Below are 11,992 nucleotides of genomic sequence, written 5' to 3'. Positions count from 1 at the left end.
GGCGGCGCTAGACCTTCAACCCGATGCGGAAACCGCCCCAGTGCCGGCCTTTCACCATGATCGGCACCGACAGATCCTCCATCACCAGGAACTCCCCGCCGCCCATGTCGCGCCGATAGCTCTGCAGCAGGAAGGGCTTGCGGTTGCGTGCCGCCGCCAGCCCGGTGCGATCGTCGAAGATGCGGCGGTTGCGGCAATTGGCGTTGTTCCAGACCGGGTCGCTGCCCTGGGGTTGCGCATATTTGCGGTTATGCGTCGGCAGGAAGCCGTTGCGATCGACGGCCGCGCAGAAGACGATGCGGTCGTTGGACGCCAGGAGCTTCTCCTGCAGCGGCGGCAGCAGCCGGTCCGTCAATGCGACGAAACGGGTCAGGTATTGCTGCGGGTCCGAGCCCGGTATCGGCGTATAGGATTCATCGAACAGATCGGCGAGGCCGAACTCGCCGCGCGCGAGCCCCTGCTCGAACAGGGTCGCGATGCTGCCGGCCGTCTCGACGGCGGCCGCGATCAGCTCCGACTGCGCAGTCCGCACGCCCGAGGCCGCGATCGAGCCGAGGATGCCTTCGCTGATCGCCACCAGAGCGTCGGTGCGCTGCGCCGCCCGCTCGAGATTCTCCGTCGATCGGTCGACGCCCGCCACCAGAGCGGCAAGGTCCTGTCCGGCCTTGGTGCAGGCAGCCGCGTTCTCCCGCGTCGGCTGCGAAATCGCCTCGATCTCCCCGATGAGCTGGACCACCGAGCGGCCGAAGCTGTCGAGCTCGCCAATCTGCGACGAGATCGTCCGGCTGCCGTCGATGGCGCGCCGTGCCGTCTGCGCATTGTCCTCGCTGCGCCGGGCCAGCCCATCGACCGCGCGCACCAGCATGTCGAGCTGGCGGGCGCTCGCGGCGGTTGCCTCGCGCGTCTGCTCGGCCAGCGCCTTCACCGCGGCCGCGATGACCGCAAAGCCCCTGCCCGCCTCGCCGCTGCGCGCCGCCTCGACACCGGCATTGATCGCCAGCAACTGGATCTCGCGGGTGATCGCCTGGATCGCGTCGCTGGAGGCGCGCGCCTTATGCGCGTCGGTCACCGCCTGCGCCAGCGCCTGCGACATCGACTGCGCCTCGTCCGAAAGCGTCTCGATGTCGGTCTGGGCCGCGTTCAGCCCGAGCTTGACCGAGCCGGTGACGCGCTCGAGCCCGCTGCGCACGGCGGAAGCCGCGGCCTGGGCGCCCTCTGCCGCCTGCTGGATCGCGTTGTTGGCATGCGAAACCTGATCGACCGCGCCGACGACACGGCGCAGGCCGCTCGTCTGCCCGTCGAGCTGGCGGCTGACATCGACGATGCGCCCAGCGACATCGGTGATCTCGGCGCCGAGCTTGCCGAAGCGCTCCGCGATCTCGCGGACGGCCCGCGCCGCGCCGGTTTCGACCGGCACGGCCTCGCCGGCCGGCAGGATCGCGGCCGGCGCGGATGCCGCCGGGGCGGGCTCGTGCGGTAGTGCTACGACCTTGAGAGCCTGTGCCTGCATGACGGCGCGCTTCCCGGCTGGATTCCTTCCGGAACGTAGCCAAACGCGGTAAACTGGCGGTTAAGGGCCCCACCCGCCGCCGATACCGCTAGCCGAGTGCCCGGTAGGATGGCAGCATGCGCGCGCCGCAGCGATGCGGCCTCTGCGGAAGGGCACGGCGGATGACGCAGGAACACCTTCCGTTCCCGCGCGTCACTCTCAAGAACAGCCCGACACGACGAGGATCGGAATCCCAACGTCCCCACGACCGCAACCCTTCTGGAGAGACGCCATCATGACCGCAGCCATCACGCTTTCGCGCCGCAGCCTGTTCGCCCTGAGCGCCGGTGCCGCTCTCTTCGCTTCCGCCCCGAAGGTCTGGGCGCAAGCCGCCGCGCCGGCGGCTCCCGCCGGCCCCTTCTCGCTGCCGAAGCGCCCTTACGAGGCCAACGCCCTCGAACCCCATATCGACGCGGCGACCATGGATATCCACTACAACCGCCACCACGCAGCCTATGTCGCGGCTCTGAACGGCGCCGCGAAGGACAATGGCGTCATCGCCAAGGCCACGGTCGGCGAGTTGCTGGCCGATCTCAACCAATTGCCGGAGAGCCTGCGCACGCTGGTCCGCAACAATGGCGGCGGCCATGCCAACCACACGATGTTCTGGGAGGTGATCGGGCCGAATGCCGGCGGCGCGCCGGGCGGCGAGGTCGCGGCCGCGATCACGCGCGACCTCGGCGGCTTCGACAAGTTCAAGGCCGATTTCGAGGGGGCGGGCCTGCGCGTCTTCGGCTCGGGCTGGGTCTTCGTCACGGTCGACAAGGCCGGCAAGCTGAGCCTGCTGCCGCGCCCCAACCAGGACAGCCCCGTCATGGACAAGCAGATGGTGCTGTTCGGCAACGACGTCTGGGAGCACGCCTATTACCTGAAGTACCAGAACCGCCGCGCCGACTACCTCAAGGCATGGTGGAACGTGGTGAACTGGGCGAAGATCGAGGAGCGCTATGCCGCCGCCAAGGCGGGCAAGCTCGCGATCTGACGGTCCGCAGCCGCGCCGTCATTCTCGGGCGAAGCGAAGCGCAGACCCGAAAATCTCCTGCCAAAGATGCTCGGGCCAAGCCCGAGCATGACGGCGCGCGAGCGTGCCGCGCGCGCCTAATGCCCCACCTTCGTCCCGCCGCCTTCGCTGATCCGGGGCAGGAACCAGGCGAGCAGACCCACAAGCGGAATGAAGGAGCACAGCTTGTAGACCATCTCGATGCCGAGATGGTCGGCGAACTCGCCCAGCAGTGCCGCCGCAAGGCCGCCGAGGCCGAAGGACAGCCCGTAGAAGAAGCCGCCGACGAGCCCGACCCGCCCYGGTAGCAATTCCAGCGCATAGATCAGGATGGCCGCGAAGGCGCTCGACATGATGATGTTGATGATCACCGTCAGCACGCCGGTCCAGAACAGGTCGGCATAGGGCAGGATCAGCGTGAAGGGGAGCGCGCCCAGGATCGAGAACCAGATGATCTTGTTGCGGCCGATGCGGTCGCCGAGCATGCCGCCGCCCACTGCACCAACCGCCGAGGAGGCGAGGAACAGGAACAGCATCTCCTGCGAATGCTGGATCGAGATGCCGAACTTGCCCATCAGGTAGAAGGTGTAGAACGAGCTGAAGCTCGCCGAATAAGCGTTCTTCGAGAACAGCAGCACGATCAGGATGAAGATCGCGAAAGCCACCGAGCCTTTGCCCGGCCGCGCCGCGACAGCCTTGGCCGCGCCCGCCAGCTTCGGCGACCGCGCCCGGTCGAGCCTTGCATAGCTCGCCGCGGTCCAGACCATCAGCATCATCGCGACGAGCGCCGCGACCGAGAACCAGGCGAGGCTCCCCTGCCCGCGCGGCACGATGACGAAGGCCGCGAGCAGCGGCCCGAGCGCCCCGCCCGTCTGGCCGCCGAGCTGGAAGATGCCCTGCGCCAGCCCGTGCTGGCCGCCCGAGGCGTTGCGCGCCATGCGGGTCGCCTCGGGATGGAAGATCGAGGAGCCGATGCCGACGCAGGCCRCCGAAAGCAGCAGGAAGCCGTAGCTGCCGGCATAKGCCAGCCCGATCAGCCCCGACAGCGTGAAGCCCATGCCGACCACCATCGAATAGGGCATCGGATGCTTGTCGGTGTAGAGCCCGACCGCCGGCTGCAGCAGCGAGGCCGAGACCTGGAAGGTCAGCGTAATCAGGCCGATCTGCCCGAAATCCAGCCGGTAGGAATCCTTGATGATCGGATAGATCGCCGGAATCAGCGACTGGATCATGTCGTTCAGCAGATGCGTGAAGCTGAGAGCGATCAGCACGGGCATCATGGCGCGCTGTGCTGTCGAAACCTGGACCGCGGCTGTCATCGGGTTATCGAACGATTCTGAGGTTAGGAAGCTGGCTTACGGTTCCTAGTAGACGATCGCCCCCCTTGCGACAATTTGCGCGCCCCATCGGTGGGAGGGTGGCGGCCATGCACCCGGCACGCGCCTTGCTCACGGACCTGATCCTATCGGCTCGTTGAAGCCCAATAAAGAAACGTAATAACATAACAAATAACGGTATTCCGAACGGTAATCGTATTGTCATTCGAGCTGCCTAAGCACGGCTCGCCCTTTTTGACCTGACGCGATGGCGGAGATACCTATGCAGGCGCAACGATTGCTGATGATGACGATGGCGGGCGCGCTCGCCGCGGCCATGCCCGCGACGGCCCAGACCATCTACCCGATCAACCGCGCCGAGATCCTCGAAGGTTCGCATTTCGACTTCAAGGTCGAGTTCCCCAACGCCCCGGCCTCCGCCGACGTCAATGTGACGATCAACGGCAAGCCCGCCGCCGAAATCTTCGGCCGGCCGACGAATTTCATCCAGAGCGAGGAAGGCCAGAAGCATTCGGCGCTGTGGCTGCGCGGCGCCAGCCTCCCGGCCGGCAGCTACACAGTCGAGGCGACGCAGGGCACCAGCAAGTCCACGGTGAAGTGGGAGGTCTTCGCGACCGCCCAGCCGCGCCGCGCCAAGAACGTCATCCTCTTCATCGGCGACGGCATGTCGGTCGCCAACCGCACCGCCGCGCGCATCCTGGCGAAGGGCTGGGAAGAAGGCCGCTACAATGGCGAGCTCGCGATGGACGACATGCCGAACATGGCGCTGATCTCGACCTCCGGCACCGATTCCATCGTGACCGACAGCGCCAATGCGGCCCATGCCTACACCACCGGCCACAAGTCCTGTGTCAACGCGCTCGGCGTCTACTGCGCCAAGAACGCGCTGACGCTCGACCATCCCAAGGTCGAGACCATCGCCGAGCTGGCCAAGCGTCGCACCGGCATGGCCGTGGGCGTCGTCACCAATTCTGAGATCGAGGACGCGACCCCGGCCTCGATGGTCGCGCATACCCGTCGCCGCTCCGACTACAACGACATCGTCAAGATGTTCTACGACGTGAAGCCGGACGTGATCATGGGCGGCGGTTCGCCCAATTTCCTCGCCAAGACGACGCCGGGCTCGAAGCGCACCGACGGCGAGGACTTCATCGCGAAGTTCAAGGAGGCCGGCTACACCCTCGCCACTACCAAGGCCGAGATGAACGCGGCCGCCACTGCCGGAACCAAGAAGCTGCTCGGCCTCTACAACACCGGCAATATCGACGGCGCCTTCGATCTGCGCCTCGCCAAGAAGGGCACGCTCTCCAAATTCCCGGATCAGCCCGACGTCGTCGAGCAGACCAAGGCCGCCATCGACATGCTGAAGGGCAATCCCGAAGGCTTCCTGCTGATGGTCGAATCCGCCCGCATCGACAAGTACAGCCACTCGCTCGACTGGGAGCGCTCGGTCTTCGACACGATCATGCTCGACAACGCCGTCAAGGTCGCCAAGGACTTCGCCGGTGATCGCAACGACACSCTGATCATCGTGGTGCCSGAYCACGCCCAYCYGATCTCGATCATCGGCACCTATGACGACGACCGCCCGGGCCAGCTCCTGCGCGACAAGCTCGGCGTCTACGCTGACTCCGTGCCGCCGAACTACGGCCCGGTCGATGCCGAAGGCTACCCCACCAAGGTCGACACCTCGCGCCGCCTCGCGGTGGTCTACGGCTCCTACCCCGACACCTGCGACACCGGCCGCCCCGCCATGGACGGCGAGCGCGTCCCGGCCGTGAAGGGTCCGGACGGCAAGGCCAACATCGCCAACGAGAAGGACTGCTCCGGCCCGCTCGCGGCTCGCAAGACCGGCAACCTGCCCTTCGACGCCAATAGCGGCGTGCACTCCGCCGACGACGTCATCCTGACGGCGATGGGCCCGGGTGCGGAGAAGTTCCGCGGCCACAGGCCCAACACCTACGTCTTCCGCGTGATGGCTGAAGCGCTGGCGCTTGGCGGCAAGTAAGCCACCCGGCGCAAGACCGCACACCGACGTGGTACGGTCCCGAGGGCCGTATCACCTTAGCCAGACGAGGTCGCGATGCTGCGCATCCTCCCCCTCCCGTCGCTCTCCCGCCGCGAAGCCCTGCTCGGCCTCGCGGCGGCAAGCCTTTGCGGGCAGGCGCACGCCGCCACGGAGGCCGAGGCGATCGCCTTCGACGGGCTCTACAAATCCTTCGGGGTGCTGGGCTTCCAGTTTTCCGATCGCGTCACGGCGCTGCGTGGCCACGCCGTGCGCATGCTCGGCTACATGGCGCCGCCGCTGAAGGCTGAAAGCCATTTCTTCGTGCTGACGCGTGAACCGCTGGCGATCTGCCCCTTCTGCCAGTCGGATGCCGACTGGCCGGTCGACATCGTCGTGGTGTTCATGAAGGCCGAGACGCCGATGGTCAGCGCCGGCCGCAAGGTCGCGGTCACCGGCCGGCTCGAAATCGGCTCCGCCACCGACACCGAGACCGGCTTCGTCAGCCAGATCAGGATCGTGGATGCCGGCTTCACCCTCGCCTGAACCGGCCACTGGCCGCCTGACGCTGGAGAACCTTGCGCTCGACCATCGCGACGCCGACGGCCAGCCCTTCCGCCTGATYGATATCCCCCTGCTCGCCATCGAACCGGGCAGCCGCTTCGGCGTCAGCGGCCCTTCGGGCTGCGGCAAGAGTTCGCTGCTGCATCTGGTGGCCGGGCTCCTGCGCCCCTCCCGAGGCCGCATCCTCTGGCACGACCGCGCCGTCTCCGAACTTTCCGAATCCGGCCGCGACCGCTGGCGCCGTGAGACCATCGGCTTCGTCTTCCAGGATTTTCACCTGATCCCTGAACTCGACATCGCTGCCAACATCGCGCTGCCGGCGAGCTTCTCCGCCTGGCGGCTGAGCGGCACCGAGAAGGACGCGCCGCCGCTCTCGCCCACCGCATGGGCCTGCCCGATCCGCGCCGCCGCGCCGCCCTGCTTTCGCGTGGCGAGCAGCAGCGCGTCGCCATCGCGCGCGCCCTTTTCAGCCGGCCGGCTCTGATCCTCGCCGACGAGCCTACAGCGAGTCTCGATGCCGCCCACGCCGCCGAGGTCGCCGACCTCCTGCTCGAAACCGCCACCGAGAGCGGCGCCACGCTGCTCTGCGCCACGCATGATCCGGCGCTGCTCGCGCGCTTCGGCCAGCGCCTCGACCTCTCCCGAACCGCACAGCGCCAAGCCGCCTGATGAACCCTTTCCCCATGATGCTGGCCGATCTGCGCGCGCTGCGCTGGACCGCTCCGGCGATCGTCCTGCTGATCGCGCTCGCGATCGCCACCGGCGTCGCCATCGGCGCGCAGGAACGCGCCCTGCGCCATGGCTCGGCCAGCGCCGCCAATGACTTCGACCTGATCATCGGCGCGCCCGGCAGCCAGACGCAGCTCCTGATGTCGGCGGTCTATCTGCAGCCGGACGCGCTGCCACTGCTCGACGGGCGCCTGCTCAACACGCTGTTCAAGGACGAGCGCGTGGCGCAGGTGGCGCCGATCGCCTTCGGCGACGTCAGCCGCGGCTATGCGATCGTCGGAACGACGGCCGCCTTCGCCGGTCGCTGGGGCCGGATCGCGCCGAGCGAGGGCCGGCTCTTCGCGGCCGAGGGCGAAGCCGTGCTCGGCGCCGACGTTCTCTACAGGCTCGGCGACACGCTCACCCCGTCCCACGGCGTCGCCGGCCACGCCGCCACGCCCGGTCAGGCCGACGCAGAAGAGGACGGCCACAAGCATGAAGGCCATGGCTACACGGTGGTCGGGCGGCTGCCCCGCCTCGGCTCGCCCTGGGACCGTGCCATCCTTGTGCCGATCGAGAGCGTCTGGGAGGTCCACGGCCTCGGCAACGGCCATGCCTCCGACGAAGCCGCGAGCAACGCGCCATTCTGGAAACAGGGCTCGGTGGCCGGCAGCGGTCCCGCGAAGGCGGAAGATCGGATCGGCCTGCCCTTCAACGGCAAGCGCGTTCCCGGCGTACCGGCGATCGTCGTCAAGCCGAAGAGCGTCGCGGGTGCCTATCAGCTGCGCGCGCAATATCGGCAGGGCGGCACCATGGCCTTCTTTCCCGCCGAGGTGCTGGTCTCTCTTTACGGCGCGCTCGGCGACATCCGCGATATCCTCGTCGTCGCCTCCGCGCTGAACACGGTGCTGATCCTCGCTTCGGTGCTGCTGCTCCTGCTCGCCGTCGCCGGGCTGCGCCGCCGACGCTATGCCGTGCTCAGGGCGCTCGGCGCGCCGCGCGCCTATGTCATGCTCGTCGTCTGGCTCGGCATGGTCGCGCTAATCGCGCTCGGCTGCCTGCTCGGCCTGGGCCTCGGCGCGCTGGCGACGCAAGTCCTCTCCGGCTTCGTCGCACAGCGGACGGGGCTTTTGCTCTCGCCGGCGATCGGCCTCGGCGAAGTTCTGCCGGCGCTCGGGCTCGCCGTCATCGGCAGCCTGTTCGCCCTTCTGCCGGCCGCCCTCTCCTATCGCCGGCCGGTGGTGGCGGGGCTGCGCGGATAAGACGGCGCGGACGGAAAGCTGTTCGCGACAGCTTGTATAGCGAGGTCCATGACCATCGCTTTCGGCACGAGAGCCGCCGCTCACGTCACTCGGTTTGTCGCGGCGTGCCCGTATTGCCTTGCGTGATGAGCCGGGCGCTGCGGTGGCCGGTGAAGTAGATCCACAGCCAGTTGAGTGACACGGCGATGCGGTTGCGCAGGCCGATCAGGAAGAAGATGTGGGCGACGCCCCAGATCCACCAGGCCAAGCGGCCTCTAAGCTTGATCCAGCCGAAATCGACGATCGCCGCCCGTTTGCCGATCGTGGCGAGGTTCCCGGCGTTCTTGTAGGCGAAGGGCGGCGGCGGCGCCTTGCCGGCGAGCCGCGCCTTGATCACGCCAGCGACATAGCCGCCCTCCTGTTTCGCGGCCGGAGCGACGCCTGGAACCGGCTTGCCATCCGCCCCTTCCACGGCAGCCGTGTCGCCGATCACGAAGATCGCCGGATCTCCCGGCACGGACAGATCGGGTTCGACGCGCACCCGTCCGGCCCGGTCCGCCGGCGCCCCGAGCCACTCGGCCGCGGGCGACGCTGCCACGCCGGCCGCCCAGAGGATCGTTTTGGCGGCCAGGAATTCGCCGCCGAGCTCGACACCGTCCGGCCCGCATTGGGAGACCGGATGACCGAGCCTGATCTCGACGCCGAGGCGCGCAAGCGCCCGCTCCGCATAAGCCGAAAGATCGGGCGTGAAGCCCGCCAGAATGCGCGGGCCGGCTTCGATCAGCACGACGCGGGCGCTGCGCGTGTCGAAATTGCGGAAATCGCCGCGCAAGGTGTCATGCGCCAGCTCCGCGATGGTGCCGGCGAGCTCCACCCCGGTCGGCCCCGCGCCGATGATCGCGAAGGTGAGGAAAGGCGCACGGGCAGCCTCGTCCGGCTCCCATTCGGCCTGCTCGAAGGCCGACAGAATACGGCGCCGAATTCGCGTCGCATCCTCCAGCGTCTTCAGGCCCGGCGCGTAGGGCTCCCATTCGTCGCGGCCGAAATAGGCGTGGCGGGCGCCCGTTGCGACGATCAGCGTATCGAAGGCGATGGGCTGCTCGCCCTCGAGCAGCACCGTCTTCCCGGCCTTGTCGATCCCGACGACGGTGCCCAGCAGCGTGGTGACGTTCTTGTATCGGCGCAGCAGCGAGCGGGYGGGCCAGGCGATCTCGGAGGTCGGCAGCGAGGCCGTCGCGACCTGATAGAGCAGCGGCTGGAAGAGATGGTGATTGCGCCGGTCGATCACCGTGATGCGCAGGCCGGCTGGCGCAAGATGGCGTGCGGCTTCGAGGCCCCCGAAGCCGGCCCCGACGATGACGACATGATGGTCCGCGGCGGCTGTCATCGTTGGGCCGGCGCAAGCGCGACGGCGGCCTCCGAGGTGAGCATGCGGAAGGTGAAGCTCTCCTGGAGATAAAGCTCGACCGTGGTCGCGGAGTGGCTGAGATAACCGATCGAGAGGTCCTGGCCGATATCGAGTGCGAAATCGCCGCCGCGGGTGGTGAGCAGGAAACCGCCCTCGATCGCCGGCGCCCAGATCACCCCGCCATCGACGATGCGCTCGAGATGGTGGAAGATCGGATAGCCCTCCTCGTTGCCGCCGCTCGCCGCCCGATAGGCCTCGCCGCCCAGCACCAGYGCATAGGGACCGTTGCAGCCGGCRAGCTTGAGGTCGCTCAGCGCCCTGGCGACCGCCTCCGGATAGTCGTCGAGATCGGCCGGCAGCGGTACCGCGGCATTGCTGCTGCCGGCGCGGATGCCGCCGATCCCGGCCGCGGCATAGCCTTCGAAGACGGCACGGTCCTCGGCGAAAGCGATCGTCCTGGCCGCATCCTTCAGCGGCTGCCAGTCGGAATCCTCCGAGCCGCGCTCGACATCGTCGATCGCCTGTCGCGTCAGCGTGAAGGGAACGCGCAGTTCGACCAGCGGCTGCGCCTCGCGCAGCAGGGAGCGGATGCCCTCACCCGGCGCCTCGATCGGGCGCGTATGCCCGGTCCCGACAGCGGCGTAAGCCGTTCCCTTAGGCCCGTCCACGTCGACGACGCGCCGCGCCGCCAGATAGCGCTTCAGCGTGCGCGACGCCTCGTCTTCGATCTCCGCCCAGGCGGCATCGGAGATGGGCGCGAGGTCCCGGTGCAGATTATTCATGGCCTGCCTCTTCCTTCAGGGAGCGGATGCCGAGCGAGCCGTCGCCGGATGGTCTGGATGGAGCGGGCGCCGGAACCGGTTCGGGAGCGGCCAGTTCGGCCTCGGGCTTCTCCGCCGTGACGGCATCGAGAAAGCTCGCCGTCGGCACGAAGAACAGCGAGCCGGTGACCGCGCGGCTGAAATCGAGCAGCCGGTCGTAATTGCCCGGCGGCGAGCCGATGAACATGTTCTCCAGCATGCGCTCGATCCGGCGCGGCGTGCGGCAGTAGCCGATGAAATAGGTGCCGAACTCGGCCGTTCCGACTTTGCCGAAAGGCATGTTGTCTCGGAGGATGTCGACCGGCTCGCCATCCTCGGTGATGCTGGTCAGGACGTTGTGGGCATAGGGCTTCTTGACCGTGTCGGCCTGCTCGATGTCGGAGAGCTTGTAGCGGCCGACGATGTTCTCCTGCTGCTCGACCGGTACCTTCTCCCAGCCTGCCAGGTCATGCAGGTATTTCTGCACGATGACATAGCTGCCGCCGGCGAAATCSGCGTCCTCGTCGCCGATGATGGCAGCCTTGAGCGCGTCCGGCCCGGCCGGGTTCTCGGTGCCGTCGACGAAGCCRATCAGGTCGCGRTCGTCGAAATAGTTGAAGCCATGGACCTCGTCGATCGCCGTGACCGCGCCGTCGAGCCGGAKCATGATCTGYCGCGCCAGCTCGAAGCACAGATCCATCCGCTTRGTCGCGCGGATGTGGAACAGGATGTCGCCSGGYGTCGAGACGGCGTGATGCACGCCGCGGATTTCCCGGAAAGGATGCAGCTCCTTCGGCCTTGGCCCGTCGAACAGCCGGTCCCAGGCCTGCGAGCCGAARGCCATGACGCAGGACAGGTTGCCCTCGAGATCCCGGAAGCCGACGGCCCGCAGCAGCGCGGACAGATCGGCGCACAGACCCCGCACCGTCTCCTCGGGCCCGCTGTCGGGATTGATCGTCACCACCAGGAACATCGCGGAACGCGTCAGGGCTGCCACGACCGGCTGCGAGATCACGGATGGCACGCTCAAATCCATGGAAGACCCGCTCGACAACCTTACGCGAAACAACCCCGGTCGCCCGGATGGTCTTGCCGATGATTGCGCGGAGCGGCGCTTATGGGAAGAGCGTCGGCAGCGTGCCGACCTTGCCCTGGCGCGGAAGGTCGGGGTCGCGTCGCTCCCGGCAGGTCTCAATCCATGTCGCGGAAAGCATGGCCGGCGCTGGCCACGCCCTCGATCACGCTCGGCGGGAGCAGGTCCGCGGCGGCAGTTCCGTCGAAGATCCATTCCTTCGGATCGGCGAAATCCGGAAGTTTCGCACCGCTGGCGACATAGAGGCCGATCGCGGGCTTCCCGGCATTGATGTAGAGGTCGTATTG

Annotated in this window: 12 protein-coding genes; 6 read left to right on the top strand and 6 right to left on the bottom strand. The window is 67.7% G+C overall.

Features of this window, described 5'->3' with window-relative positions; translation table 11 throughout:
• Positions 1-7: 7 nt before the first annotated feature.
• A complete protein-coding gene (locus AB4Y99_RS16515) occupies positions 8-1,510 on the bottom strand; it encodes a methyl-accepting chemotaxis protein (protein WP_441524065.1) in 1,503 nt (500 codons plus the stop codon).
• A gap of 274 nt (positions 1,511-1,784) precedes the next feature.
• Between AB4Y99_RS16515 and AB4Y99_RS16510 the strand changes: the two genes are divergently transcribed.
• Positions 1,785-2,531 (top strand): superoxide dismutase, encoded by a 747-nt coding sequence (locus tag AB4Y99_RS16510; RefSeq protein WP_441524064.1) that lies wholly within the window; start codon positions 1,785-1,787, stop codon positions 2,529-2,531.
• Between the two features lie 116 nt (positions 2,532-2,647).
• Here the strand turns inward: AB4Y99_RS16510 and AB4Y99_RS16505 are convergent, their stop codons facing one another.
• Entirely contained in the window at positions 2,648-3,868 is a 1,221-nt protein-coding gene (locus tag AB4Y99_RS16505) for an MFS transporter (protein ID WP_441524063.1), read from the bottom strand.
• 280 nt (positions 3,869-4,148) lie between these two features.
• Here AB4Y99_RS16505 and AB4Y99_RS16500 point away from each other — a divergent pair, with 280 nt between their 5' ends.
• The 5 genes from AB4Y99_RS16500 to AB4Y99_RS16480 all read left to right on the top strand — a co-directional run bounded on the left by AB4Y99_RS16500 (position 4,149) and on the right by AB4Y99_RS16480 (position 8,425).
• Positions 4,149-5,894 (top strand): alkaline phosphatase, encoded by a 1,746-nt coding sequence (locus AB4Y99_RS16500; RefSeq protein WP_441524062.1) that lies wholly within the window; start codon positions 4,149-4,151, stop codon positions 5,892-5,894.
• 75 nt (positions 5,895-5,969) lie between these two features.
• Positions 5,970-6,437 carry a hypothetical protein gene (locus tag AB4Y99_RS16495; protein ID WP_441524061.1) on the top strand — a complete coding sequence of 156 codons (468 nt, stop codon included), beginning with the start codon at positions 5,970-5,972 and terminating at the stop codon, positions 6,435-6,437.
• Positions 6,415-6,939, top strand: coding sequence for an ATP-binding cassette domain-containing protein (locus AB4Y99_RS16490; RefSeq protein WP_441524060.1), 525 nt, complete (start codon positions 6,415-6,417; stop codon positions 6,937-6,939). The genes AB4Y99_RS16495 and AB4Y99_RS16490 overlap by 23 nt, the downstream gene beginning before the upstream one ends.
• A complete protein-coding gene (locus tag AB4Y99_RS16485) occupies positions 6,840-7,124 on the top strand; it encodes an ATP-binding cassette domain-containing protein (protein WP_441524059.1) in 285 nt (94 codons plus the stop codon). The genes AB4Y99_RS16490 and AB4Y99_RS16485 overlap by 100 nt, the downstream gene beginning before the upstream one ends.
• Positions 7,124-8,425 carry an FtsX-like permease family protein gene (locus AB4Y99_RS16480; protein WP_441524058.1) on the top strand — a complete coding sequence of 434 codons (1,302 nt, stop codon included), beginning with the start codon at positions 7,124-7,126 and terminating at the stop codon, positions 8,423-8,425. The genes AB4Y99_RS16485 and AB4Y99_RS16480 overlap by 1 nt, the downstream gene beginning before the upstream one ends.
• Before the next feature lie 85 nt (positions 8,426-8,510).
• Here the strand turns inward: AB4Y99_RS16480 and AB4Y99_RS16475 are convergent, their stop codons facing one another.
• The 4 genes from AB4Y99_RS16475 to AB4Y99_RS16460 all read right to left on the bottom strand — a co-directional run.
• Complete coding sequence (locus AB4Y99_RS16475) at positions 8,511-9,791, bottom strand: NAD(P)/FAD-dependent oxidoreductase (protein WP_441524057.1); 1,281 nt, start codon at positions 9,789-9,791, stop codon at positions 8,511-8,513.
• Complete coding sequence (locus AB4Y99_RS16470; RefSeq protein ID WP_142021768.1) at positions 9,788-10,594, bottom strand: family 1 encapsulin nanocompartment shell protein; 807 nt, start codon at positions 10,592-10,594, stop codon at positions 9,788-9,790. The genes AB4Y99_RS16475 and AB4Y99_RS16470 overlap by 4 nt, the downstream gene beginning before the upstream one ends.
• On the bottom strand, positions 10,587-11,648 hold the full coding sequence (locus AB4Y99_RS16465) for a Dyp-type peroxidase (RefSeq protein WP_441524056.1): 1,062 nt from the start codon (positions 11,646-11,648) through the stop codon (positions 10,587-10,589). Before AB4Y99_RS16465 ends, AB4Y99_RS16470 begins: the two co-directional genes overlap by 8 nt.
• A gap of 155 nt (positions 11,649-11,803) precedes the next feature.
• A partial coding sequence (locus AB4Y99_RS16460) for a hypothetical protein (RefSeq protein ID WP_441524055.1) occupies positions 11,804-11,992 on the bottom strand: 189 nt, incomplete at its 5' end.

This window comes from Allobosea sp. TAB14, from assembly GCF_052113865.1.
In the GTDB taxonomy this organism is placed as follows: domain Bacteria; phylum Pseudomonadota; class Alphaproteobacteria; order Rhizobiales; family Beijerinckiaceae; genus Allobosea; species Allobosea spartocytisi.
The sequence above is the reverse complement of the archived record's forward strand: the minus strand, read 5'-3'. Positions and strand labels throughout refer to the sequence as shown.

Bases quoted from the DNA above. Each gene is read 5' to 3' on its own strand.
- AB4Y99_RS16480 (WP_441524058.1), top strand. From the start codon at position 7,124: ATGAACCCTTTCCCCATGATGCTGGCCGATCTGCGCGCGCTGCGCTGG.
- AB4Y99_RS16495 (WP_441524061.1), top strand. From the start codon at position 5,970: ATGCTGCGCATCCTCCCCCTCCCGTCGCTCTCCCGCCGCGAAGCCCTG.
- AB4Y99_RS16485 (WP_441524059.1), top strand. From the start codon at position 6,840: ATGGGCCTGCCCGATCCGCGCCGCCGCGCCGCCCTGCTTTCGCGTGGC.
- AB4Y99_RS16510 (WP_441524064.1), top strand. From the start codon at position 1,785: ATGACCGCAGCCATCACGCTTTCGCGCCGCAGCCTGTTCGCCCTGAGC.
- AB4Y99_RS16515 (WP_441524065.1), bottom strand. From the start codon at position 1,510: ATGCAGGCACAGGCTCTCAAGGTCGTAGCACTACCGCACGAGCCCGCC.